Source organism: Paenibacillus campinasensis, from assembly GCF_002272015.1.
Lineage (GTDB): Bacteria > Bacillota > Bacilli > Paenibacillales > Paenibacillaceae > Paenibacillus_AQ > Paenibacillus_AQ campinasensis.
The window spans coordinates 120,808-146,407 of record NZ_NPBY01000021.1 but is presented as its reverse complement, the minus strand read 5'-3'; the positions used below and the strand labels follow the sequence as shown (position 1 = coordinate 146,407).

Here is a 25,600-nt window from a genome sequence, read left to right as displayed (position 1 = left end):
TTGGAAAATATTTTACCCACAGTAAACATATATTTTACTATTTGATATTTATACCTAATAGAGATCAGATTCCCGCATCCTCATTTACGCTATCCTCTCTTCTCTAACACCATGGGCGAGACTTACGGCAAGAAATCTAACATTATTCAAGCAAAAGAAAGGATGATTCTCGTGATCAACATGCCTGCTGAAACCGGAACCTTAAAGGATGGAACACCTGAATCCCGCACAGGGCCCTGGCGCTCCCTGTGGCAGCGCATGAGAACCAACAGGTCGGTGCTGATCGGCGGCGGCTTTCTGCTGCTGTTGATCCTTGTTGCGGTGTTCGGCCCGCTGCTCACGCATTACGATCCCTCAAAGGTGGACTATTCTACGAAATTTCTCAAGCCTTCGGCTGCGCACTGGTTCGGGACGGACCACAATGGAAGAGATATTTTCACCAGGGTGATCCACGGGATGCGGCTAACCTTGTCCGTCGGGTTCATCTCCGTCATGATCGGAGCCGCCTTCGGCATCGTTCTTGGCATTATATCCGGCTATTATGGCGGAAAATGGGACACGATCATCATGCGAATCACTGACGTGATGCTGGCATTCCCGGGGATTCTGCTGGCATTGGCCATCGTCAGTGCCCTAGGCAAAAGCTTGTTCAACGTCATTATCGCCGTCAGTATTTTCTCAGTCCCCACGTTTGCCCGAATCGTTCGGGGCTCCACGCTGGCTGTTCGCAAGCTGGAATATATTGATGCCATGCGCACGCTCGGCGCCAGTGACAGCCGGATTATATTCCGGCACATCCTGCCCAACATCACCTCCCCTATTATCGTACAGGCTACGCTGCGGATTGCCGTCGCGATCCTGACGGCCAGCGGCCTCTCCTTCCTCGGGCTTGGCGCACAGCCGCCAACGCCGGAATGGGGAGCCATGCTCAACGACGGCCGGAGCTACATTACCGAGCACCCGCATGTGGCGCTGTTTCCGGGACTGTCGATCGTTATCGTGGTCATCGCCTTCAATCTGCTGGGGGACGGATTGCGCGATGCCCTCGATCCGAAGCTGAAAAAATAACGAAAGGAGCTGCGGTCCATGCTCATCTATACGATACGACGGTTGCTGCAGACGATCCCGGTTATCATTGGCGTTACCATCATCGTCTTCCTCCTGATGCATCTCATTCCGGGGGACGCCGCCCAGGCCATCATCGGAGAGGGGGCTCCGCGAGAGCAGGTAGAGCAAATTCGGGAGAAGCTCGGGCTTAATGACCCGCTCCCCGTTCAGTACTGGAACTATGTCAGCGATCTGCTGCGCGGCGATCTCGGGGATTCTATACGCAGCAATAGGCCAATTGCAGACGAAATCTTCAAAAGCCGCTTCTGGATTACCGTAGAGCTGGCAGTGTACAGTACGATCCTTGCGGTTTTCCTCGGCATTACCGCCGGCATCATCTCTGCGGTCAAAAAAAGCACCCCGGCGGATATCGGAGTCATGATTGTTGCGCTGTTCGGCTTGTCGATGCCAAACTTCTGGCTTGGGCTGATGCTCATTCAGTATTTTGCCGTCGATTTCGGGTGGTTCCGCCCATCGGGCTGGGGAGACTGGTCGCAGACCGTGCTGCCTGTCGTTACGCTTGGCACCGGAGGCGCAGCGATTATCGCCCGGATGACCCGCTCCAGCATGCTGGAGGTGATCAGCCAGGACTATATTCGCACAGCCAGAGCGAAGGGCGTCCGCGAGCGAATCATCATCTACAGACACGCGCTGAAAAACGCCATGATCCCCGTGATTACCGTGATCGGACTGGAGTTTGGCGGCCTGCTTGGAGGGGCCGTGCTGACTGAAACGGTATTTGCCGTCAACGGGCTCGGGCGGTATGTCATCGACGCCATCCGAGCGCGGGACTTTCCGGTTGTCCAGGCCACCGTGCTTGTGATGTCCCTTATGTTTGTGCTTGTCAACCTGCTCGTGGACATATCCTACCGGTATTTCAATAAACGGATTGATTTTGATTGACTGTCCCAAGCGCGGACGTGCATCGAACGTTTCTCGTCAGCTAACCGGAACTTTACCTGCCGAATTGGCAGGATCATGCAGCGTGTGCAACTCCAAATCAGGCCATCCGTCAGATGAAAGGAGCGAGGTATACGATGAAGGAGTCCTCCAATGTACTGGAAATTAATAATCTGCAAACCTCTTTTTTCACCAAACAAGGAGAAGTGAAAGCTGTGGACGACGTCAGCCTCAAGGTTCGCAAAGGCAAGACGCTCGGCATCGTCGGGGAATCGGGCTCGGGCAAGAGCATCCTGTCCCTGTCGATTTTGCGGCTTATTTTCAAGCCCGGCCAAATTGTCGGCGGTGAAATTATCTATAATGGCGAGAACCTGCTGGATAAACCCGAGCGGTATATGCGAGGCTTGCGCGGCAATCAAATCTCAATGATTTTCCAGGAGCCGATGACGTCGCTCAACCCCGTCTTCACGATTGGGGAGCAGATTGCTGAAGCCTATCGAATTCACGAGGGTCTTGGCTCAAAAGAAGCGCTCCGAAGAACCGTGGACATGCTGCGGCTTGTCGGCATTCCTTCTCCGGAGAAACGCGCACGGCAATACCCGTTCCAGCTGTCCGGGGGAATGCGGCAGCGGGTCATGATTGCCATGGCGCTGGCCTGCAATCCCGATCTGCTGATTGCCGATGAGCCGACAACGGCACTGGATGTGACCATCCAGGCCCAAATTCTGGAGCTGATGAAGGAGCTGCAGCAGAAGCTGCATATGTCCATCATCATGATTACACATGACCTGGGGATCGTGGCCGAAACCTGCGATGATGTTGCGGTCATGTACTGCGGCAAGATCGTGGAGTACGCCGATGTCCGGACGCTGTTCCGGCAGCCGAAGCATCCCTATACCATCGGGCTGCTTAACTCCCTCCCCCGGCATGACATCGACCAAGAGGAGCTCGAGCCGATCACCGGCTCGGTGCCCAGCCCTTTTGAGGAGCGGGCAGGCTGCAGCTTCGCCCCCCGCTGTCCTCATGCCGCGCAGCAATGCTACGAGAAGCTGCCGGATCTGAAGATGCTCGATTCAGGGCAGCAGCAGGTCCGATGCTGGATGTACACAGACCAGTGGGAATCCGGGACGGAGGTGCATGGGGAATCATGAAGAACGAGCTGCTCGTCGTGAGGCATTTAAAGCAATATTTTCCGATCAAGGGCGGGATCCTTGGAAGAACGGTCAACGTGGTGAAGGCGGTTGATGATATTACATTCTCCATATATGAAGGTGAGACGGTCAGCATTGTCGGGGAATCCGGCTGCGGCAAATCAACGACCGGGCGAGCCATTCTGCGCCTGGATGAGCCGACTTCCGGCGAGGTGCTGTTCGATGGCGTCAATCTGCTGTCACTCAGCAAAGGACAGATGAACCGGAGGCGCAAAGAGCTGCAGATGATTTTCCAGGACCCCTACGCTTCTCTCAATCCACGGAAGACGGCGGCACAGATGCTCGAGGAGGCGATGGAAATCCAGAACATCGTGCCGAGGAAGGAGCGGCGGGCCAGAGCGATTGAGCTGCTGGAGACCGTCGGCTTGTCCGCGTACCAGGCTGACCGCTATCCCCATGAATTCAGCGGCGGCCAGCGACAGCGGATCGGCATCGCCCGCGCCCTGTCCGTCAATCCGAGGCTGATTATCAGCGATGAGGCCGTGTCTGCACTCGATGTATCCATCCAAGCCCAGGTGCTGAACCTGATGAAGTCGCTGCAGAAGGAGTTCAAGCTGACGTATCTGTTCATTTCCCATGACCTCGGGGTTGTCCGCCACATCTCCGATCGCATCGTTGTCATGTACCTCGGCACCATCGTGGAGATTGCGGATAAGCACTCCCTGTTCCGGCAGCCCCAGCATCCGTATACGCAGGCGCTGCTGTCCGCGATTCCGAGACCGGACCCTGAACATAAAAAAGAGCGAATCATCCTGAAGGGGGATGTCCCCTCCCCGATTGATCCGCCGTCCGGCTGCCGTTTCCACACGCGCTGCATGTATGCCACCGTCCGCTGCCAGAGCGAGGTGCCCGCGCTGCGCGAGATTGATCCGGGCAGCGGCCACCAAGCGGCATGCCATTATGCCGAGGATATTATGACGGGAGCCAAAGATTCATAACTCGATAACCCGCCCGCCCAGTGGACCGTAGTCGATCACGAATGTCCGGGGCCGCAGCGGCACTGACCATGCAAGAACTCCTTGAAGAGATTGCGTTCGCAATCGAGAGCAAGGGGCTAACAACGAGATAACAACCAGATAGCAATGGGCCTCATGACATCCAGCATCCAATGAAGATATAAAGACCTGCCTGAATATCAGGCAGGTCTCTATATCTTGTAATGCTCATGTTCATATAACCATTATGTGTAATCTATGTGGCTATATCTGTAAAGTGTGACTCTTATATTGAGATAAGAAAATCCGATAGTTATACTACTTGAAACATAGCTATGCATCACAATCAACGAAAGGAAGTTGCAATTTGAAAATCAAACTTGACATTAGTAATGCGCGTTATGATGAAATCAAATCTGCACTCGAAGAACGAGGAATTGAAATAGATGATACAGCCGACTTGGTACTAAGTGAAACCAACAGCTTCATTGATAATCTGATTGTGAGAGAAAAAGGAACGAACGCACGGATCATTCTATCTGTGGAGGATATTGATGTAGCTTTGGAAGATTTAATAGCATTAGGTGTTATCCATTATTGTGTTGTGAAGGACAACTTTATTGATAATGAATATGCCAACGTATTTCTATATAAGAGCAATAATACCTTTGATGATTTTACACTTCAGGAAGAGGAAGTAGCCGGGATCGCTAGGGCAAAATTCAAAGATTTTACTGACCTATGGTTTGGTGCTAAAAAAGAAATTGAAATCAGTGGCTTCGAAATAGATAAGGATGGAAAAAGGGTTGTTTTCAAAGAACATGTGAGTAGAGATAAATTCGTACCGCATCAAATCGCATTTTATAAAGAGGTCATCCTAAAAATCCAGCAAGAGATTCATCCTCACTTTGTATAGCCGCATTTCCTGTCGCCTTGCTCGGCGATTCATTGGCATAGTTCGGGCTGGCACCACGCTACCGCTTCGAATGATCAGTTGTAGAAGGTGCGTTTCCATCGATTGGCATTAGGCTATGAACGACCTCTGTTTCTTTAGGGGAAAGCCGAGCCCCCTCTAGAAGCTTGCTTTCGTACTTGGCAAGTTCATCGTTCTTAGCATAATTCTCATACAGATCCATGAACTTCACGAATGCTACGATTTTATCCATATCCTCTTCAAGGAATAGGTCGAAGGCTGTTCCCAGCGACATGACATATCGTTGATAATCGGCATTGTCAAAATCGGTGGCAAGCTCTTCTCCCGTATCAAGCAAATACTGCTGAGCAACAAGCTCAATCGCTTCCTGGTGTTCTATGAACCCCCTTGTCCTAGCTTCTTCAGGACTTCCGGATGGCGTTTCATAGTACCGAATGTCCGAAGCACGGAGACCATTGCTATTGCTGGACGCCTTCTCTGTTCCTGGCGGCTGTTCTTCTCGCTTGGCTTGCACGCTTCCCAATAGGGTTAAACATAGTGCAGCTATACCGACGATGAACCAGCTCTTATTGAACTTCACCATGCGTTCGCCTCCATTCTACACAGATTTCTTGAACTGTTACCGCGCCTAATTTTAATGTTACATACGTGAATGTACACTGAAAAGTTGCGGTAGGTTGTCATAATTCCCCTGCAGTGAAACCGCTACGTTGTGAATGGAGTATTATAATTAAGGAAACGAACAAGAAGGATGAGGTACGAATGGCAAAGATATTAAAAGAATCCGCGATTATGGCGGGTGTAATCTTTATGTTTAATTTGATCATTAAACTGGTTATTAACCCCGATCGTATCGTGAGAACATTCGATCGGGGAGTTGGAATGGGACTAGGTGTTTTTTTCACCTCATTTGTGTTGCTCTTCCTCGTGATATGTATAATCCTTACGATAAGCAGATGGATTGCTAGACGGAAAAGCTCATAGGCTCTGAATCTGCCGCTAGCGTACATAGTAAGACAGATGAATCGCTCCGTGTGAATTTGATTCTACGATTTTGCGGGCGCCTCTGATCGGTACGGATCTATGGTACCGGCAGAGGCGGTGTGCTATGCTATGATTAAACGACCCTGGCGGGAAGCATATTTTTACGTCGATACATCGATACAAGCAGCCCTAGCAGCGCTAAATCCAGTACCTGATTCGCACCGCTGAAAGACAGGAATGGCAGGTCCAGTCCAAGAGCGGGAACGAGCCCTAGCCCCATCAGGATCGGCCAGATCAGACGAATGCCCAGCACATAGATTACGACGGCAGCAAGATGATGAGCATACGATTCCTTCAGCGACACCGCGATCCTCCACATCCTTGCAAGAAACAATCCGACCAGCATCATAAGCATCATTCCGAAGCTCCACCCGAAGCAGTAAATGAGGTACACGAACGTGGAATCATTAAGAATATTCGGAAGAGTCGCATTAGGCTCAGCAAAACCATGCCCGAACCACCCGGCCGTTCGAACAGCTTCAGCCGACACTTTCGTGAAATACCCGTCCAAGCTGTCCGGATACAGGAATCCGCTCAGCCTTTTCAAGATATAATCTCCGTTGATCCAGAATGCTATAGCGCAAGCAGCGACAACTGGCATGGACGCAATCGCCAATATGCGCCCAGATCTTGTCATTATCCAGGTTAAGAGAAGAAAACCAAGCACATACAAGACCGCAAAAGCATAGGAGCTCCCAAGGCAAAAAAGTACAACTGGCAAAGCCCCTCGATACATACCGTGCAGTACACTCTTAATGATTCCTTGCTTATGTTCAAGGGACAGCCCGGCTAGCGCAATCAACAGCACTGGAAGAGCTACCATATGATAATTTATTGAAACCGGTCCAAAGTTCACGTACAAACCGCTACCGTTCACTGTAGTCCCTCCGGTGATTCCAATCCATGCCATTATACTTAACGTCACTAGAAACAGCGTGCTGGAGTATTTTCTCAGCCGCTGGTAGTCTGCAAAACAGAGCATAACAAAGACCATAAAGCCTAGCCCAAGGTATACAGCCTTATATGCGTATATTCCGCTGTACATATGCTCACTGTAACTTGCGTTGATACTCGCAAATACTCCCAGCAGCGCAAACAGCATAACCAGAATGATCAGTTTCCAGTCTGTCACCGGCCTGTGAGCCGCATGAAAATGACGGCCAATTCCCTCCGGTTCCCCCATCTGCCTTACAGCTTCCCCGATTGCCTCTTCTTCTGTACTCCCCGCCGAAATCAGCGCCTCTGCACGCTCTTCAATATGCCCAAGCAGTTCTTCCCGGATGTCGTCATGCATGGAGTTAGCTCCCACCTGTCTGCACACCCGCTCCAGAAAGCCGCGGACGACCGCATAATCTTCGATTCTACGTCTCATCTTTCCGCTAGCTCCCTTCCCCAATAACGGAATCGACGGCCGTTCGAAAACGAACCCACTCCTTGGTCTTCTCCTCAAGCATGCTTCTTCCCCGATCCGTAATGCGATAGTATTTCCGCTTCCGGCCGTCATGCTGACGCCAGTACGATTCCAGCATCTCTTCCGCCTCAAGTGTATGTAAGATCGGATATAACGTCCCTTCCTTCATTAGGAACACACCGTCCGAGCTTAGCTCGATTTCCCTGATTAGCTCGTATCCGTACATCTCCTTCTTGCTGAGCACTTTCAACAGAAGGATGACCGTACTCCCCTTTAACAGTTCCTTGTTGATTGACATCCCATCTTCACTCCAATACCTCGTAATCCTATACATCGGAAATCTATGTATAGGATACACCAATATATACCATATCACAAGCACCCAACCACCTTATTCCGAACACACTCATAAGCGATACATCCCCTGAGGCATTCTTGGGTCATCTACCCTCGATCTGCCCCTCCTCTGCTTTACTTTCTACCTCTCCCGTTAAATATGAGAAAGTTCACAGGTCGAAACAATCGCCTATGATACGGTATCAAAGAACCGCGAACGACAACCACGAACTGCCTTATTGAAAGGAGGACCGCCTGTGGCAAAAGTACTAAGCAACATGCCCCTGGCCCCCGGCATTTATCTGCTAACCGTCGAAGGAACCTACCGCGCCCGAATGGGGCAATTCTATATGCTTCGCTGCTGGGATAGCTATCCCGTGCTATCGCGTCCTATCAGCGTGCACGACATCAGCCCGGAGTCGATATCCTTTCTGTACCGGGCTGGGGGGATCGGTACGCATCTGCTGGCGAAGCTTCAGCCCGGCGATTCGCTGCAGCTTGAAGGGCCAATGGGCCGGGGCTTCCCGGAGCCTGAAGGCCGGACGGCAATCGTAGGCGGGGGAATGGGCACCGCCCCCATGCTGCTGGCTGCCAGGCAGCTGCCGGAGGCGCAGGTTTTTCTCGGCTTCAAGGACGCGCCCTTCGGCGTATCCCGCTTCCAGGACATTCACTCGAATGTCACCGTCGTCAGCGGCGGGATGATCGCAGATCATATCGACCCCGCCTGCTATGATACGATCCTTGCCTGCGGCCCGGTGCCCATGATGGAGGCGCTTGCCTACAAAACCGAAGGCAGCTCAGCCAAGCTATACGTTTCGGTGGAGAAGCGCATGGGCTGCGGCATCGGCGCCTGTAACAGCTGCGCGGTGACCATAAACGGCACGGTGCGCAAGGTGTGTACCGACGGGCCGGCATTTCCCGCAAAGGAGGTGAATTGGATTGATCTCCTTAGCCTGTGAGCTGGCCGGAGTCCGCTTCGCCAACCCGATCTGGGCCGCGTCAGGCACGTTCGGATTTGGCAGACCCTATGCCGACCTGTATCCGCTTCGTAAACTGGGCGCCATCGTCTCGAAAGGATTGACCGTCCGTCCCCGCACCGGGAACAGCGGCACCCGCCTGTACGAGACGCCATCCGGCATTATGAACAGCATCGGGCTGGAGAACCCGGGCATTCGCGCTTTTCTAGAGCGGGAATTGCCCGAGATGACCACTTACGGCACTGCCGTTATCGTAAACCTGGGGGGCAGCTCTATCCCGGAATATGTCGAAGGGGCCCGGCTTCTGGACGACTACTGCCAGTGGCTGCAAGCTTCCGGCCAGAAAGCAGTAGATATGCTTGAGTTGAACATTTCATGCCCGAACGTCAAGGAGGGCGGCCTGGCCTTTGGCCTCGACACAGAGCAAGCGCGCAAGCTTGTGAAGGAAGTAAGGCAAGCGACCTCCCTCCCCTTGATCATCAAGCTGGCGCCGGGCGCGCGGGATTTAACAGAGATGGCCCGCATGTGCGAATACGAAGGCGCGGACGGCGTCTCCCTGATCAATACGATCCAGGCCATGGCGATCGATATTCGCCAGCGGCGCAGCGTATTCGACCGGGCGTACGCCGGGTTATCAGGGCCAGCGATCAAACCGATCGCGCTGCGTATGGTCCATCAGGTGGCGCGGGCCGTATCGATTCCCGTGGTTGGGGTCGGCGGCATCAGCAGCGCATCCGATATCGTGGAATTCGTAATGGCCGGGGCAACGGCCGTGCAGATCGGAACTTACAATATGATGAATTTACGGGCCGGCGATACCTTGGCCGAACAGTTAATCGACCTGATGAACGAGGAAGGCATTCAGTCGCTGGAGGAAATCCGAGGAATCATTTAGCTAGATGTGATTTTTTTCACGGATATTCCCTTATTTTCGTCATAAAATGAGGTCAGAATCATTGTTTTGTGAACTTATTCACAATAACTGGACAAATGTCACTTAGGAGGTAACACAGAAATGAAAAAAACATTATCTCTAACCCTTTCCGTGCTGTTCATGCTTGCGATCCTCGCAGGCTGCGGCGGCGGAAGCAGCGAGGAGCCGGCGGCCCCGGACACCGCTGCAGAGAACCCGGCGGCAAATGACACCAACCAGGAGCCGGCAAGCGAGGATCCAGCACCGAGCAACAGTACCGGCAGCCTTCAGGATGGACTCTACTATGCTGAAGGGGAGTTCGATGAGAAGTCCGGCTGGAAAGAGATCGTTGCTTTGAAAGTGGAAGGCGGCAACATTGTGAGCGCCAACTGGAACGGCCTGCACAAAGACGGCGGATTGGACAAAAAGACCTCCTCCGAAAAAGGCATCTACGGCATGAAGGAGAAATCCGGCGCACAAGCTGAATGGCACGAGCAAGCCATCAAGATGGAGGAATACCTCGTAGCTAATCAGTCCGTGAACAGCCTGGTACTGAACGATGAGGGACGTACCGATGCCGTATCCGGCGTATCGATCCACATCGACGGCTTCACCGAGCTTGTTGATAAGGCGCTTGCCGCAGGGCCTGTGGAAGCTGGTCCATACAAAGACGGCACTTACTATGCCGAGGCCGACGATTTCGACGCTAAATCCGGCTGGAAGGAAACCGTCACCGTGACCGTCATCAACGGCAAAATTACCGCAGTGAGCTGGAATGGCCTCCATAAGGACGGCGGCACTGACAAGGTGACCCGTTCAAAAGACGGCGAGTATGGCATGAAAGCGGCAGGCGCCCAGGCTGAATGGCATGAACAGGCGTATCAAGCCGAACAGTACCTCATTGAGAAACAAGATCCACAGGCGATCGTGTACAACGAGGAAGACGGCAAAACCGACGCCATCTCCGGCGTATCCATCCATGTTGACGGATTCGTGGAACTGGCAGCCAAAGCGCTTGAAGGAGCCAAATAACGAAACAGGACTATATCATCCTTGAGGGGAGATTCGCATGAAACAGATCATCGTGCTGGGCGGCGGATACGGCGGCGTGCTCACGGCCAAGAAGCTGGCTAAACAGCTGCGCAAACAAAAGGATATACGGATCACGCTGATTGATCGCCGTCCCTACCACACCCTGCTGACCGAGCTGCATGAGGTGGCGGCCAACCGGGTCGAGGAAGACTCGATCAAGGTCGACTTGAAAAAAATATTCGCCGGCTTCCGCAATGTGGATGTGGTGCTGGACGAGATCGGCAGCATCGACTTTGAAAGCCAGACGCTTGTAGGGGACAAACGCAATTATAACTATGACTATCTCGTCATCGGCACAGGCAGCAAGCCGACCTTCTTCGGAATACCGGGCGCGGATCAGTATGCCTTCACCCTCTGGTCCTATGATGACGCCGTCCGGCTGAAAGAGCATGTTCTGAACATGTTCCGTCAGGCCGCGCTCGAGCGCAATGAGCAGGTCCGTCGGGAAATGCTTACCTTTGTTGTCGTGGGCGGAGGCTTCACCGGCGTGGAAATGATTGGTGAGCTTGCCGAGTTCACAGAGGAGCTGTGCCGGGAATTCCACATTGAGCCGGACGAAGTCAAACTGCACGTGGCCGACATGGTGGACAAAATATTGCCGATTCTGCCAGAGCCGCTCATCCGCAAGGCTGAGAAACGGCTGCGCAAGATGAATGTCAACATCATCACCGGCTCCCGGATCACGGAAGTGAAGCCGGATGGCGTCACCGTTGGCGACAGCGATATCCGCTCGCGCACAGTGATCTGGACGGCAGGTGTTGAAGGCTCGGACGTCGTAGGCAGCATGGACGTGGAGCAGAAGGGCAGAAAACGGATTTTGACCAATGACAAGCTGCAAATCCCGGCGCATCCCAACGTATATGTGGTAGGGGACAACATCTTCTACATTCCGGAAGGGGCAGCTGCACCGGTTCCTCAGATGGTCGAGAATGCGGAGCTTGCAGCACCCGTCATCGCCTACAATATTACGGCCGAACTGCTCAACAAACCGCAAAAATCTTACAAACCGACGTTCCACGGCACGATGGTCTGTATCGGCAGCCGTTACGGGGTTGCCAATGTCGGTCTGCCCGGCAAAATGATGCGGCTAAGCGGGTTCCCCGCCATGGCGGTCAAGCATCTGATCAATATGGTGTACCTGTTCCAGGTATGCGGATTCAACAAGGTATATCACTATCTGCTGCACGAGTTTTTCCACGTCAAGAACAATCGCAGCTTCCTGGGCGGCCATTTCGCCAAGCGATCGCCAAATTTCTGGCTCGTTCCGCTCCGCATTTTTGCAGGGTGGATGTGGTTCGCGCAGGGCTGGGACAAAATTCATAAAATCATGAAGGACCCCGGCCATATTTTCCTTATTCCCGCCAAGTCCATGGATGGAGTCAGCGCAGCTTCGGCTGCCGGAGGCGACGCTGTCACAGCCGCTTCCTCCTACACCCAGGACGCTGTAACCGCGCTGCCGGTCCCTGATTTTCTGAAATCGATTGTTGACTGGTCCATGGATTTGATGTTCTATACAGGCGACGGCGGCTACACGTCCCTTGCCTATGTGTTCCAGACCTCCATGGTGCTCGCCGAACTGGTCGTCGGCGTACTGCTGATCGTCGGACTGTTCACGGCGCCAGCCGCCATAGCCAGTGTGGCCATGGGCGTCATGGTATGGGTGTCCGGCATGGCACCTAACGAAATGCTGTGGTATCTCGCTGGCGGCGTCGCGCTCATCGGCGGCTCCGGAAGCACCTTCGGCCTTGACTACTACGTTTATCCGCGCCTGAAGAAGCTGTGGAGACGCATTCCGTGGGTCAAACGCTGGTACTTGTACACCGATTAATGCGCTGTGCATCCGTTTCATCAGGAAGGGGGAAACCAAGATGGATATGAACCTGCTGCAGGATACAATCGCCATGCTCCAACAGCATATTGATGCCGGAACCGAAATTGAGCTGACCGACATGGACGGCGCTCCGGTGCAAGACATTGCCAATCTGCTGAATGCTTATGAGCTGGCCTACTCCCGGAAAATGACCGTGCTCGCCTGCTGCATGCTTATTCATGCGGCTATCACGAGACACAAGGAGCTCGCGGTCCGGGACAATTCCAATCTGACCCGAAGCATTCTGGACGGGGATTATCTGACAGGTCTTCTCTATCGGCTTGCGGTTAAGCGCAAGGAGTGGAAGCTGCTGTCCAGGCTCCTCCCCTTTCATAAGCGGGTGCAGCTCGCACTGTTAAAGGATCCATCACCCGATAGGCTGTTCCGAGAGCTGAAGCATGAAATCGACGCTTACCTGAAAAGGAGCGCATAAGGAGCGAAGCCATATGAACCTTCACGACAAGCTGGGCACAGACCTGGCGGCTATCAATCGACTGCTGCGTTCTGTCGTAGAAACCGACAGTGATCTTCCCCGCCCTTCAGTTGTCCGGGACAGCGTTCTGAAGCTGATCGACGCCGGAGGAAAAAGATTGCGGCCTCTTATGGTCATAGTCGGGAGCCGTTATGGCAAGGAAATGAACGACTCCCTGGTCCTGCGCACAGCCGTCATGCTGGAGTATCTCCATATGGCTTCTCTCGTTCACGATGACATCATCGATCAGTCGGACATGCGCCGCGGTGAACCAACGCTTCATGCCGCAACGGATATCCGAACCGCCGTGCATGTCGGCAACTACATGATCGCCAGAGCAATGGAATGGGCTGCCGGCAAGCCGGAGCACACGCAGCCCGCGGAGGCTCCGCTTCCGGAGCTTCGCGAGGAGGATGCTTATCGCCTTGCCGAGCTGGCTGCCATGGTCACCGAGCTGTGCATGGGAGAATACGATCAACTGCATAACCGCTTTAATTACGATATGACACTGGAGCAGTACCTGAGCAAGACACGCTTCAAAACCGCTTTGTTCATGGCCCACTGCCTGAAGGCTGGTGCCGATGCTGCTCAAGCCGATCCGGATACCGCTCAGCTGCTCTTCGACTTTGGCGAATCGCTCGGCATGGCGTTCCAGATCCAGGATGATCTGCTTGATTTCACACACACTCGTGAAACCATTGGCAAGCCAGCGGGAGCCGACCTGCGGAGCGGCAATGTGACGCTGCCGGTCATCTTCGCATTGGAGGATCCTTCCCTCGCCCCGTCAATTCGCCAGCTCGATGCACATGCTTCTTCCGATGTGTTCGGCGAAGTCGTGTCGCGTATCGCAGGCAGTCCTGCCATCCCGAAATGCCGGGCCTTGGCCCGTCAGTACGGTGAGCAGGCATGCCGCATTATGGACCAGCTGCAGGGGCATCCGGCACAGGGCGATTTGAGGATATTGGCGGAATACTTTCTTCAATAACAAGGATACAACCACACATCTGAATCTTAACATCATTCTACAACAGGGATCGTTCACCTTGAACGCATCCCTGTTCGTCCGATTAGGAGGCTGATGATATGAACATGCGTGCACCGCGGAAGCCGCTATGGATTACAGCTGCTGCAATCCTGATCCTTCTGATTGTTGGTGCTTCCATCTGGGCTGTCCGCTCCTCTCAGCTCTCGTCCTCGAACGAGGGCGATGCTTCCGGGAATGTCGAGACGCTGGCTCTATTCTCACTGAAGGGCTGCGGAAGCTGTACCGATGCGCTGGTAGTGATGAAGCAAATTGAGGGGGAGTATCCGGACTACCGTTACGAATATTTCAGTATTATTGATGACACAGAAGCGGTGAATCGCTATGGCGTTACCGAGCATCCGAGCCTGATTTTTCTAACGGGGGACGATCGTGAACTGGGGAGAATCAATAAGAAATTCACACCCGAAGACGTGGCCAGCAAACTGGAGGAGATCCGCTCCGCAGGGGGAAGCCTGGAGGCACAGGCCGGACAGCCATCCAGCGGCAGGGTCTCAACAGGAGAAGGCGATGCAGCTGCGCCTGTTCAGCTGACCTTGTATGCACTGGACTCGGAGACCCATGCGTTTACACCGGTAACCCAGTATTTCCATAGCAAAACCAATGTTCGGTATCCAAAGGTCAGCGCACTGCGCATGCTCGCGGAATTATCCGACAAGCTCCCTGCCAGCCTGCACAGCGCTATCCCCGAGCAGGTGTCCTTTGTCGAAATTCGAAGCGATGGCTCCGAGACGATTGTGGAGCTATCCGAAGAGTTCAATGCTTTTGCCGGATCGGATGAGGGCACACGGGCAGAGCAGGCCATTGCGCTGACGCTGCATCATTTCGAGGACGTTGATGGCGTTCGGATCGTCACCAATAGCTACCGAAGCGATCTCATCGCCAGCCGCGAGCTGACCTCCCTGATCGGCGAGCGCAACGAGTTCGTTGCTGCCTCATCGGATGTATTGGAACGGATGACGCGTACGGAATTGTACAACGCTGCTATTCTGCACAGCCACGATCTCGAGTTCCTGCCCTGCTATTGCGGCTGCGGAGACGCAGGACATCACAGCAACAGAGACTGCTATTTCAGCCGGAGCGATGATAGAAGACTTACGCCAACGCTTCATGCAGAATTTTGCCAGGTCTGCTTGGACATAACGCATCAGTATCTGGACGCCAGAGATCAGGGCAACAGCTTGCCGGACATTCGGCGTGCCATTGAAGACACCTACAAAGGGGCAGTGCCAACCAACACACCAACTCCACTCGGTTAAAGTCGGAACTACACTGTGATCTGATCACCGGCCCAGGAACTGCTGGCGGAACTGCCAGCTGTGTCCATGGCCATCACAGATCACAGGCAACATACGGTTCAAACGGCCAAACTCGGTTGAGCAAGGCATCATGACCCTGCCATGCTGCTGGTATAAACAGAGGCTGTCCCGGAAAGGGACAGCCTCTTTATATCACGTTCATTGTACGTTATTCTTCCCTCTTATTCACTTGAAAGCGATCAGTCACCATTACCTCTTGCCCTTGCTCCGTGGCGATCACAACGCTCAGATCCGACCGCTGGAGCAAGACCCGGGTCGGGTTAGCCATGGAGACATACAGCTCCCCTTCCGCATTGGGCACAAAAAGCGTTTCGTCCTCGATCGCGCCTACCCTGACCTGCACGTTCTCCTCGGGACCGAACACGACTGCTCCCTCGACGGCAATCGTATATCGCTCATCAGGATTAAGCCCGTCGGCGGTTACGATAATATCCGCCATACCGGCATCAAATACAAGTGTGGCACTGCCCGCCCCATCCTGAAACGGCAGCACCTGGATTTGCTGATGTTCTGCAACCTGAATCACCTTATCCTCGGTACTCTCCGGCTCAGTGTTCTCCTCTGCAACAGTACAGCCTGACATAAGAATGAAGCCAAACAAGAAAAGAAACGCATAGCGCAATCTGCTCACCTCACAAGGGCCAATTCCTCACCATCATCGTTGTCCTTAGTATAAGACAGTCTCCCTTGAGAATAAAGCTAAGCTACGCGGCAGGCATCCACAACCGCTTGAAGAACTCCCGGCGCTGCCAGCTAGAGCAGACCCAGCGCCGCGATCGGAAGCAGGAAGGAGCCGAGGAACAAGGTGTCGGTCCGGCTCCAAGACAAGGCCCGCAGCAGCGTACGCTCCGCCCCCAGGCGGTATCCTCTCGCTTCCATCGAATCGGCTAGCCCAAGGGCGCGCCGGAAGGCCCCCGCGGTCACGGGCACAAGCAGGGCAATTGCAAGCCGGGCCTTCTCCGATAACGGCCTCCCCTGGAAGCTCAGTCCCCGGGACACCTGGGACTTCCACAGCCGCTCCGCTTCCTCAAATATCGTTGGGATAAAGCGCAGTGAGATCGACAGCATCAGCACCAGCCGATCTGTCGGCACCCGGATCGCCTTCAGCGGACGCAGCAGGAAGCCCAGCCCTTCTGCCAGCCGGTCCGGCACCGTGGTGAACGTCAGCAGTGCAGCGAACATCACGAACAGCAGCATGCGCGAAGCGGACACGACGCCTTTCTCCAGTCCGCCGGCATACAGCTTGAATGCCCCCACATCCAGCAGCTGAGTCCCCCCAGCCCCGTAGAACAGATGGAATAGAAAGATAAACACCAGCAGAAACATCAGCGGCTTCACCGCCCTGATGAAGTATCGGAGCGGTATTCCCGATCCCTTCATGACCGCCAGAGTAAACAGCAGCAGCGCCAGCACCCCTGCGTAGTTATTCACCATAAACACCGCGGTCATGAACAGCAGCATAGCCACGGTCTTCGCCCGGGGGTCAAGACCGTGCACCCAAGAATTGCCCTCGATATATCTTCCGAAAATCATGCGCTGCTGCATGTCTGTTCTCCCCTTTCTCCAATCTGTCCGAGCAATTACGTGGTCACGCCGCGCTGCTCCAGCAGCTTCACACACCAATCCGCCATGTCCGAGGCGTCCAGCCCGATTTCCAACGGGTATGCCGCTGCGGGCTGTCTTTGTCCAGCATGGATCTGCATCCCGGAAGCACCGAATGTCGCTGCTATGACATCCGCCGTACGTTTTGCCCGTGGCGGCACGATCCCTCCAGCTTCAAGCGTATCCGGGGAATCCAGAAGCTGCCGGACATCGCCCTGGAAGATCACGCCCCCATCCTTCAACACGACAAACTCGTCTGCATAAGCAGCCGCTTCTTCCAGCCGGTGCGTGACGATCAGAACCGTCTTGCCCTGCTCCGTGCACAGGCTCCGCAGCAGCTCCATCAGCTCCTGACGGCTCACCGGATCGAGCGATGCCGTCGGCTCATCTAGAGCAATCACATCGGGATCTGCCGCCAGGACAGCAGCCAGCGCAACTTTGCGCATCTGTCCGGAGCTTAGACGGAACGGGCTGCATGTCAGCAGCTTCTCATCCAGACCGACAGAGGCTGCTGCCTGCAGGGCAGCTTCCCTCGCTTCCGCCTCCGACATCCCGAAATTGAGCGGAGCGAACATCAGCTCCCTCTCCACCGTCTCCTCAAACAGCTGCTGCTCGGGGTATTGGAAGACGAGCCCTACACGCTGCCGAAGCTTCTGAATATTATGGTGATTGTCATGCTTCACATCCCGCTCGCTCTTCTTGGATCTCTCCTGTCCATACGGCTGTCCTTGCAGCAGTCCTTGCTCTTGCTCTTTCTTTCTGCCGCCAGCCCCGCTCCGTCCCCATCTCCGCCTTCCCGGGCGCTCGCCGCTTCCCGCGGCCTCGATCACGTAATCCATAATTTGAATCCGTCCCTTATCAGGCCGAATCAATCCGTTCATATGCTGAAGAAGGGTAGACTTTCCGGAGCCTGGAGCGCCGAGCACCGCTGTCATGCCCCCTGCCTTCAACACAACATCCAGTTCGTCCAGGCCGATGACGGGTGTCATCCCCCGGTCCCGGTAGCGATACGATACCCGTTCAAATGATATGCCCATAACGCCTCTGCCACCTCGCTTTCCGACAAACAGTCACCGATCTCAATGCCCCTTTGCCTCAGTTCCCGGCTCAGAAGAAGCGGATAAGGCGGCTTCAGCCTGCACATTTGCAGCAGTTCATCCTGCCCTAGCAAATCGCGGGGGCTTCCGTCAGCGACAATCCCACCGTCATGAATCACCAGCATGCGGTCTGCCTGCGCCATCTCCTCCACGTCATGGGTAACGGAGATCAGCGTATAGGCGCCGGATGCTCTCATCTCCTGCATAATTCCGAGCAATTCCTGCTTCGACCGCTCATCGAGCATGGAAGTGCCCTCGTCCACAATGACAATTCGAGGCTCCATCGCAAGCACGGCGGCCAGTGCCGCTCGCTGCTTCTGCCCGCCTGACAGGGTGGCCGGATGCCTGCGCAGCAAGTGCTTGATCCCAAGGCGCTCCGCATAACGCTTAATCCGCTCCTGCATTTCCTCCCGCCGCAGACACAGATTCTCCAGGCCAAAAGCAATATCATCCTCCACCGTTAACCCGACGAACTGATCATCGGGATTCGCGAATACCATACCCACCCGTCTGCGAATCTCCGGGCAGGTATGGGGCGTCAGCTTCAGACCGTCGATCACAATCCGCCCCTCGCTATGCGGGAGCAGGCCGTTCATGAGCCGGACAAGCGTCGATTTCCCCGATCCGTTCCGGCCGGCGATACACACCCATTGCCCTTCCGGTATCGTAAGCGACAGATCAGACAGCACCCGATCTTCGCCGCGCCGGCACTCCACATGCTCCATCCTGACAGCCACTCTTGATGCATTACATGAATCTGCGCCTGCCTTCAGCTCCCTGACCATGACAGCTCCTCCTTCGCTTCAACTTTCCGTCTGAAAAACGCCTCCGTGATCGATCCGCGCGAGCGAGCTGATGAGATGCCGCGCCGCCATGCCGACAAAGATCCCGGTGATCAAGCCGGTCAACACCAGAACCGGAAAATAGTAAAAGATTTTCGTCGTCCCTAGCACCATGGCGGCGGCCAGCAGCTGACCTGCGTTATGCGCGACCCCTCCGGCTACGCTCACCCCAATCAGGCTGAAGCTGCTCCTTCCCAGGCGCAGCATCGCAAACATCAACAGGAGGCTGCACAGAGAGCCGAGCAGACTGAACATAAAGGTCGAGAAGGTGCCAAGGATGAAGGCGGTCAGCAGTGTTTTCAGCAAAACAAGCCACAGCGCATCCCTTCCGCCCAGCGTGACCAGACAGGTCAGCACCATAATATTGCCCAGACCGAGCTTCGCTCCCGGAATCGTAACAGCAAAAGGAATGAGCGCTTCAAGCACCCCTAGAACGACGGACAGCGAAGCGCAGATGGCGATGATCGTCAGCCTGCGCAGCCCTTGCGGATCATGAAGCTGTGCCATCGACATCCACTCCTTGCCCGTCCGAAGGCTCAATCTCGATAAACATATGGTTCGGCAGACATACGATCGTGTCGCCCGGCGTATGCACGTGGCCAAAGCCGATGCACAGCTGGTCCGGACAATCCGCCTCGACTATCTCGATCCCGCCCTCGGATATTTTCAACCGATTATAGCCCCGCTCCGTACGAATCTCGATCTCCTGCACCTCTTCTGTCAATTGAACGGTCCGATACAGCTCCCCGTTGACCTGAATGCGGGCTACCGCCGCTTCAGCCGTCTGGGTGCCCCCAAGCAGCCGTGGAACTGCGAACAGGGCAACCGCAGCCAACAGCACAACGCCAATCCATACATCGCCACGTTTCATCGGTCCTCACCACTTTCTCTTTATATGTTCATTATCAACCGCCAAAGATGCGCCAGAAATGATATTTCTCACATGCAGCCGCATCATCGTCTGGTACGCTGGGATCATCAAAACAGATCATCAACCTTGAGCTTAAAAGGAGATGCTGCTATGTTTCGTTATCGCAGATGCTTGGGGATCATCGTGATCATTCTCGCGCTTCTGGGATCCACCGGCTGCGGTGCCCAAGCGGGTTCAATCGAATCCGAGTCCCGGCTGCCGATCTCCGATCACTACTTTATTTTTGATACGATTGTCAACCTCCGCGTATATGATGAGCGCATAACGCCGGAGCATTTTGCCGAGATGAAGGAGCTGCTGGATGGCATCGACGGGAAAATGAACCGTTTGCGGGAGGGCAGCGAGCTGGACCGGGTCAACCAGAACGCCGGGCGAAGCCCGACACCGGTGTCCGATGAAACGTATCGGATTGTAAGCACGGCCCTGCAGTATGCTGCAGCCTCCGGCGGACATTTCGATCCGACCGTCGGCCCCCTGGTCGAGCTCTGGGGGATCGGCAGCGAGTCAGCGGCCGTTCCCGACCAGCAGCAGCTGGCAGACGCCCTGCAGCTGATCGATTACACCTCCATCTCGCTGGATGAGAGCAGCCATTCCATCTCGCTTCCGCAGGCCGGAATGTCGCTGGATCTTGGCGCGATCGCCAAGGGGTACGCCGCCGATGTGCTTGCAGCTTATTTAAAGGAGCAGGGATTCGAGTCCGCCATCATCGATCTCGGCGGCAATATTCTTGCGCTGGGAGCCAAGCCGGACGGCTCCTCCTGGAGCATCGGCGTGCAGGATCCGGAGCAAGCGCGCGGCCAACACCTTGGCGTTCTGAAGGTCAAGGACAAAACGATCGTCACCTCCGGCGTCTACGAGCGCTTTTTCGAAGAGCAGGGAAAGGTGTACCACCATATTCTAAGTCCATTTGACGGGTATCCGGTGGACAATGACCTGCAGAGCGTCACGATTGTCACGGAGGGCTCCATGGATGCGGACGCGATGTCGACCGCAGCCTTCTCGCTCGGGATGCAGGAAGGGCGCAAATTCATTGAGCGTCTGGAGACCGCGGAGGCGATCTTTGTTACGAAGAATCGGGAGATCTATGTTACCTCGGGACTCAAGCAGGGTTTTCAGCTGACGAATGATACTTATCGGCTCATGAACTAAGGCACCCCGGACGCCGCAACATTCATATCCACGGCATCCGGTCAAAGCAGCCCTGCGTGTGCTTCACTCCGTTAATCATTCACGGCATTTATTATGATCATCAGCGAAGCTTGATCTGCCATTCATGTCTTCAGTTCCTTAGTTCCTTATCACGATGCCCATGCCGCACACCGCACACCATCGCTGAAGTACGATTCATGTTGAAGTACAGCTTCGATCGAAGAGAAACATTCAACCTGTATCAGGGAAAGGAGAGCCTATGAAAAAACACGCACAAACACAGACACGCTCGCGCAGAGAAACGCTGCCGCCTGCGGGTGGATCCACGGCCGTGTTCTCCCCGGCGCACCTCCAGACATTGCAAGATATAGCTGAGCCGGTACGGCTGCTTGCCGGGGACTATCTGTACCGGGAGAACGACCCGGCCAATCGCTTGTATCTGGTGAAGAAGGGAAGCTTCAAAGTATCCAAATTGCTTGCGGACGGCGCCGCTGTCACCTTGTCGCTTCATATTCCCGGCGATTTGTTCGGCGAGCCCGATCCCGAGCAGACCGCTGTTCACCGCTTTGAGGCCCGTGCTCTGGAGGACGCCGAAGTGCTGATCGTGCAGCGTGAGGATCTGGACAAGCTGATCGTTACCAGCGGTTCTTTTGCCTTGGAATTCACGAACTGGATGGCACTGCTGCACCGGACGACCCAGGCGAAATTCCGCGATCTGCTGCTGTTCGGTAAATCCGGCGCCCTCTGCTCACTGCTGCTCCGGCTATGCAATATGTACGGGACCTCCAAGGGGGATAGCGATTCCGCCATGATGATCAGCAAACGCATTACCAATGCGGAGATGGCTGAGATGATTGGCTCAACTCGGGAGAGCGTAAACCGGATCTTGAACGATCTGCGCGGGCTCGGCGTCATCACCACCGAGAAAGGGCGCATCATCCTGAAGAATCCCGAGTATTTGCGCAATATATGCCACTGCGAGGACTGTCCCAAGGAAGTCTGCCGCATGTAAAATACGACAGCCCGTCAATAACGAAGCCCCTCTTGGAACATGGATGAAAGATCCACGTTCCCAAGAAGGGCTTCTATTCTGCATTTCTATACCGCCCGGGTCATCCACGAACGGAACTTCTCTATAGGATTGCTCGTCTCTTCCCCTGTCCCGAGGCTCACCATTCCCTTGTTAGCCTTGGGCCTACTGCACAACAGGAGCATGAAGCGAAAGTGCTGTCAGGTACTTACTCGTCCTCGTAGAGTTCGCCCCCCGCCCCTTATCTGCGGACAGCCTGGATGGAAACCTCCTCCGGCCGGTATACCGTCCGGACGCGCCCATCCCCATCCGTCGTAAACATGACGGTGCGTTCACGCTCCAGCGTAAAGGCATACGCCGTTCCCGTCACCGGATCACGAACTTCAAGCTCCGCGCTCGCTCCATACTCGGATACAAAGATATACAGGCTGCCTTCATTAAATGTCAGCTTGCGGCCGTATACTCCTGGTAATCCGGCACCCTTAAGCCATTCCAGCTCCTGCTCCGCTCCGGCAGCCTGGATCGCTTCCTTGTACAGTGCCTGGATCGGCTCCCAGCGTTCGTTAAGCTCGACCGGCAGCGGACACCAGATGAATTGACCCGCGCCAAGCGATACCGTAACCGGCGCCAGTGCGCCTTCAGGGCGGTCAGGTGAGCGATCCACGGCCAGTGTGTTGATCTTCCGCTCCCCGAAGGAGACCGGATAGCTGCCTTCAGCCAGCATCAGCATCTCTTCCCGCACAATATTGCCGTTCACGGTCTCGCCGATCTCCTGCTTCAGCCGCTGCCCGGCATCGCCCCAGTACGCATCTGTACGAAGCGGGCCTGTCCACAGGACCGTGCTGCCCTCCTTCGCCAATGCGATCAGCTGCTCGAAGGCATCGTCATCGAAGTTATGAGCGCTCGGGACAATGATCAGCTTCGCCGGATAACGCTTCAGGTCCTCCAGCTGATATTCGCCGATGCCCCGCGGATGCACGTTCATGCCGAAGGTCAGCGTCCGCATCGCCCGGGTTGTAGCCTCATAGGCGAATTTGCGGCTGGAGAAGTCATTGGAGTACGGGAACACCACCGCGATATCCTCCAGCCTGCGGTCGCCGAACAGCTCCGCCGCCTCCGCCATAAAGCGGCCAAAATCATATGACACATCCGCTTCCGGCTTCTGGGTTCCATCTGCACGCAGCGCACCGATGTTCGATTCGTTGGCATTGTCCATGTAATAGTTAATGTTCCATATCCACTGCACCGCTCCTGCGCCGCCTGTCGAGAAGGCATACGCATATTTCCGCTCCAGAATATTGCGCAGCTCTTCCTCCGTACGCTTGGCGATGCCGTCAGCACGCTGTACATGCATGATGCCCGTCTCCTGAATCAGGTTGGGCTTGTCCGGCGTCTTGGTGAAGATACCGTCCCAGGCCAGATGATCGTTCTGCCACCAGGAGTGCACGGTCGTATAGTCCACGGCAGGGCCATAGAAGGACGGGGACGGACGCTGGGAGCAGATGCCCTCATCCTGCCCGACTGTCACAAGCTGATCCGGATCTGAGCGGCGAATCGTGCCGATCAGTTCCGAGGCCCACCGGTTGTGCATATCCATTGAGAAGAGCGTGAAATCGAGCCAAGGTCCCCATTTCTTCGGTTGAAGCACACTGTTGAACAGCTTGTCGTCCGGACTTGGCGCTTTGGCCGCTTCGAATGTCGGCAGTTCGTCCGGCGTCATGTTCCATCTCTCCTGGAGCAGGCCGATGTCCCCGTTGTAACGCGCATGCAGCCACTCGGCCCACGCCTTGCGCTCAAAGCGGTCGCCAACCGAGACCGGGCCTTCGAAGATGCGCTTCGGATCAAACAGCGACGGCTCGTTGATCAAATCCCAGTGTACGTTGGTCGTCCCTTTGTGCCGCGTCACAATCGAAGCGATGAAGCGCTTCTGAGCCTCAACCGAACGCGGATCAAGGTACGGATTGACCCCTTCCCAGGCTTCCGGCGCAAACGAGAAGAAGGTAAACGTCACCTCGATTTCATGCCGCTTGGCTGTCAGGATGAAGGCATCAATCGCCCGCATGACATCCTCGGCCGCATGCCCGTCGGCAAACATGATCATGCGATACCCCGTCCAGATTCCCGTACGGATCAGATTGATCCCGGCCCGCTTCATTTCCGCCATATCCGCATCCCAGCGCTGCACGTTTGGCAGATGCAGGAATTTACGCGCCACATCAGAGGTCATATACGTCATGCCAACAATCGGCACCGGCTTTCCGCCCCGATAGAAATAGTCGCGACCGCAAGTAAGCCGTTCACCCGATTGCAGGAGCGGACGATCCACGCCCCAGATCGCCTGGGTCAATATTCTGCGTTCCCCGGCCTCCGACTTCGCTTCGCACACGATCCGGTACAGCCCTGCTTCCAGCGCAACCGGAACGGCCAGACGCAGCTGCTGTAAGTCCCGCTGATTCGGGCCTGCTTCACATTCCACCCGGGTTGACCACGCTGCCTTCGGAGCCCCTTCCTTCAGCACCGTCACCTGGAAATGCCAGGTTGTGGCTGGCGCTGATGTGCGGGACAGCGACTGCAGCTGAATGGTCACGACCGGCTGCTCGCCCGGCTCGTAGGAAGCATAGTTTGGCTTAAGCCATAGCTCTGTCACGCCGGTTGCTGCATACTGCGCCAGCTCCTTCAGCACCGCAGCTCCCTCTTCGTTCCAGAACGGCGCCCCGAGCTGCTGATGGATCAGAATCCAGCGGCCTCCGGCATAATCTCCCTTGTTCTGCTCCAGCATCACCACAGGGGCACTGCGCTCCCGATTGTCCTTGTCCACCCCGATAACAAGCGGAGAGATCACCGCATCCATCGGGCCGCAGGAACCCATCTCTGCCGGAATATCGCTCGATTTGGTCGGATGCAGCGTCAATCCCCAGGTCGGCTCGATCTCGAAGAGATGTTCGCGGCCCTGCAGGATTGGGAATTCGAACGACGCTCTCAAATGTCGAACGCGGGATACATCAACCGCGAGCGCGTCATGAATGTCCATCCGCTGATGATAACCGACCTGCTCCCGTTCGACGAACCACTGACCGTCCACTTTCCGCACCGGTTTCCGGAACGGGACGCCGCCGGCATAGACCAGCCCCCCGCCCTCCTTCAAATACGACTCGATGGCTGTCCAAGCCTGCTTCGGAAAATATGGACCGTGCAGGTGAATGAGCGCATCCCATCCGCCCTCCTGAATTCTCTCGGCAAGCTGCTCCGCATCGGCGAGATCGGCCCAGCTCTGAATCTGGTTCAATACTTCTGCAGTTGGGCGCATCCCGTCATATGGAAATTTCTCATCATAAAATAACAGCATTTTCATCGACTATTCATCCCCTTGATTATGTTGTCCGTGA

At 55.1% G+C, this 25,600-nt stretch carries 24 protein-coding genes; 14 read left to right on the top strand and 10 right to left on the bottom strand.

All coding sequences use genetic code 11. From position 1 onward, the window contains the following. Nucleotides 1-180 precede the first annotated feature (180 nt). The 5 genes from nikC to CHH67_RS26705 all read left to right on the top strand — a co-directional run bounded on the left by nikC (nucleotide 181) and on the right by CHH67_RS26705 (nucleotide 5,069). A complete protein-coding gene (gene nikC, locus CHH67_RS06820) occupies nucleotides 181-1,068 on the top strand; it encodes a nickel transporter permease (protein WP_095264409.1) in 888 nt (295 codons plus the stop codon). 18 nt (nucleotides 1,069-1,086) lie between these two features. Further along, nucleotides 1,087-2,010, top strand: coding sequence for an ABC transporter permease (locus CHH67_RS06815; protein WP_095264326.1), 924 nt, complete (start codon nucleotides 1,087-1,089; stop codon nucleotides 2,008-2,010). A 134-nt stretch (nucleotides 2,011-2,144) separates the two neighbouring features. After that, nucleotides 2,145-3,158 (top strand): ABC transporter ATP-binding protein, encoded by a 1,014-nt coding sequence (locus CHH67_RS06810; protein ID WP_095264325.1) that lies wholly within the window; start codon nucleotides 2,145-2,147, stop codon nucleotides 3,156-3,158. Next, nucleotides 3,155-4,156: an ABC transporter ATP-binding protein gene (locus tag CHH67_RS06805; protein ID WP_095264324.1), complete on the top strand. Its 1,002-nt coding sequence runs from the start codon at nucleotides 3,155-3,157 to the stop codon at nucleotides 4,154-4,156. The genes CHH67_RS06810 and CHH67_RS06805 overlap by 4 nt, the downstream gene beginning before the upstream one ends. Nucleotides 4,157-4,520: 364 nt before the next feature. Then, a complete protein-coding gene (locus CHH67_RS26705; RefSeq protein ID WP_244908113.1) occupies nucleotides 4,521-5,069 on the top strand; it encodes an NUDIX hydrolase in 549 nt (182 codons plus the stop codon). 58 nt (nucleotides 5,070-5,127) lie between these two features. On the opposite strand, the gene CHH67_RS06795 is transcribed toward CHH67_RS26705, so the two are convergent. The 3 genes from CHH67_RS06795 to CHH67_RS06780 form a co-directional block, all read right to left on the bottom strand. After that, nucleotides 5,128-5,670 (bottom strand): hypothetical protein, encoded by a 543-nt coding sequence (locus tag CHH67_RS06795; RefSeq protein WP_095264323.1) that lies wholly within the window; start codon nucleotides 5,668-5,670, stop codon nucleotides 5,128-5,130. A 534-nt stretch (nucleotides 5,671-6,204) separates the two neighbouring features. After that, the gene (locus CHH67_RS06785; RefSeq protein WP_095264321.1) at nucleotides 6,205-7,503 is read right to left on the bottom strand and encodes an FtsW/RodA/SpoVE family cell cycle protein; all 1,299 of its coding nucleotides are present in this window, start codon (nucleotides 7,501-7,503) and stop codon (nucleotides 6,205-6,207) included. 7 nt (nucleotides 7,504-7,510) lie between these two features. Next, nucleotides 7,511-7,840, bottom strand: a complete 330-nt coding sequence (locus CHH67_RS06780; RefSeq protein WP_095264320.1) for a PadR family transcriptional regulator — start codon at nucleotides 7,838-7,840, stop codon at nucleotides 7,511-7,513. 295 nt (nucleotides 7,841-8,135) lie between these two features. Between CHH67_RS06780 and CHH67_RS06775 the strand changes: the two genes are divergently transcribed. From CHH67_RS06775 to CHH67_RS06745, 7 genes are all read left to right on the top strand, one after another. Further along, nucleotides 8,136-8,837 (top strand): dihydroorotate dehydrogenase electron transfer subunit, encoded by a 702-nt coding sequence (locus CHH67_RS06775; protein WP_095264319.1) that lies wholly within the window; start codon nucleotides 8,136-8,138, stop codon nucleotides 8,835-8,837. Then, the gene (locus CHH67_RS06770; protein ID WP_095264318.1) at nucleotides 8,818-9,750 is read left to right on the top strand and encodes a dihydroorotate dehydrogenase; all 933 of its coding nucleotides are present in this window, start codon (nucleotides 8,818-8,820) and stop codon (nucleotides 9,748-9,750) included. The genes CHH67_RS06775 and CHH67_RS06770 overlap by 20 nt, the downstream gene beginning before the upstream one ends. A 120-nt stretch (nucleotides 9,751-9,870) precedes the next feature. Continuing rightward, nucleotides 9,871-10,800 (top strand): FMN-binding protein, encoded by a 930-nt coding sequence (locus CHH67_RS06765; protein WP_095264317.1) that lies wholly within the window; start codon nucleotides 9,871-9,873, stop codon nucleotides 10,798-10,800. Between the two features lie 37 nt (nucleotides 10,801-10,837). Further along, nucleotides 10,838-12,688, top strand: a complete 1,851-nt coding sequence (locus CHH67_RS06760; RefSeq protein WP_095264316.1) for an FAD-dependent oxidoreductase — start codon at nucleotides 10,838-10,840, stop codon at nucleotides 12,686-12,688. 40 nt (nucleotides 12,689-12,728) lie between these two features. Then, nucleotides 12,729-13,163 (top strand): hypothetical protein, encoded by a 435-nt coding sequence (locus tag CHH67_RS06755; protein ID WP_095264315.1) that lies wholly within the window; start codon nucleotides 12,729-12,731, stop codon nucleotides 13,161-13,163. Nucleotides 13,164-13,176: 13 nt separating this feature from the next. Next, nucleotides 13,177-14,187, top strand: coding sequence for a polyprenyl synthetase family protein (locus CHH67_RS06750; RefSeq protein ID WP_095264314.1), 1,011 nt, complete (start codon nucleotides 13,177-13,179; stop codon nucleotides 14,185-14,187). A 98-nt stretch (nucleotides 14,188-14,285) separates the two neighbouring features. Then, nucleotides 14,286-15,503, top strand: a complete 1,218-nt coding sequence (locus CHH67_RS06745; RefSeq protein WP_095264313.1) for a PCYCGC motif-containing (lipo)protein — start codon at nucleotides 14,286-14,288, stop codon at nucleotides 15,501-15,503. A gap of 208 nt (nucleotides 15,504-15,711) precedes the next feature. Here the strand turns inward: CHH67_RS06745 and CHH67_RS06740 are convergent, their stop codons facing one another. From CHH67_RS06740 to CHH67_RS06715, 6 genes are all read right to left on the bottom strand, one after another. Then, the gene (locus CHH67_RS06740; RefSeq protein ID WP_144029246.1) at nucleotides 15,712-16,194 is read right to left on the bottom strand and encodes a hypothetical protein; all 483 of its coding nucleotides are present in this window, start codon (nucleotides 16,192-16,194) and stop codon (nucleotides 15,712-15,714) included. A gap of 122 nt (nucleotides 16,195-16,316) precedes the next feature. Next, a complete protein-coding gene (locus CHH67_RS06735; protein ID WP_095264311.1) occupies nucleotides 16,317-17,108 on the bottom strand; it encodes an energy-coupling factor transporter transmembrane component T family protein in 792 nt (263 codons plus the stop codon). Nucleotides 17,109-17,143: 35 nt separating this feature from the next. Next, nucleotides 17,144-18,202 carry an ATP-binding cassette domain-containing protein gene (locus CHH67_RS06730; RefSeq protein WP_095264310.1) on the bottom strand — a complete coding sequence of 353 codons (1,059 nt, stop codon included), beginning with the start codon at nucleotides 18,200-18,202 and terminating at the stop codon, nucleotides 17,144-17,146. Next, a complete protein-coding gene (locus CHH67_RS06725; protein ID WP_095264309.1) occupies nucleotides 18,151-19,047 on the bottom strand; it encodes an ATP-binding cassette domain-containing protein in 897 nt (298 codons plus the stop codon). Before CHH67_RS06725 ends, CHH67_RS06730 begins: the two co-directional genes overlap by 52 nt. A gap of 18 nt (nucleotides 19,048-19,065) precedes the next feature. Further along, on the bottom strand, nucleotides 19,066-19,611 hold the full coding sequence (locus tag CHH67_RS06720) for a Gx transporter family protein (RefSeq protein ID WP_425320433.1): 546 nt from the start codon (nucleotides 19,609-19,611) through the stop codon (nucleotides 19,066-19,068). Further along, nucleotides 19,595-19,975, bottom strand: coding sequence for a NusG domain II-containing protein (locus CHH67_RS06715; RefSeq protein ID WP_095264307.1), 381 nt, complete (start codon nucleotides 19,973-19,975; stop codon nucleotides 19,595-19,597). Before CHH67_RS06715 ends, CHH67_RS06720 begins: the two co-directional genes overlap by 17 nt. 150 nt (nucleotides 19,976-20,125) lie before the next feature. On the opposite strand from CHH67_RS06715, the gene CHH67_RS06710 reads away from it, so the two are divergent. Both CHH67_RS06710 and CHH67_RS06705 read left to right on the top strand, forming a co-directional pair. Continuing rightward, nucleotides 20,126-21,184, top strand: a complete 1,059-nt coding sequence (locus CHH67_RS06710) for an FAD:protein FMN transferase (protein ID WP_095264306.1) — start codon at nucleotides 20,126-20,128, stop codon at nucleotides 21,182-21,184. Nucleotides 21,185-21,443: 259 nt separating this feature from the next. Next, nucleotides 21,444-22,196 (top strand): Crp/Fnr family transcriptional regulator, encoded by a 753-nt coding sequence (locus tag CHH67_RS06705; protein WP_095264305.1) that lies wholly within the window; start codon nucleotides 21,444-21,446, stop codon nucleotides 22,194-22,196. Between the two features lie 259 nt (nucleotides 22,197-22,455). Here CHH67_RS06705 and CHH67_RS06700 read toward each other — a convergent pair whose 3' ends face one another. Beyond that, on the bottom strand, nucleotides 22,456-25,566 hold the full coding sequence (locus tag CHH67_RS06700) for a beta-galactosidase (protein WP_095264304.1): 3,111 nt from the start codon (nucleotides 25,564-25,566) through the stop codon (nucleotides 22,456-22,458). Nucleotides 25,567-25,600 lie beyond the last annotated feature (34 nt).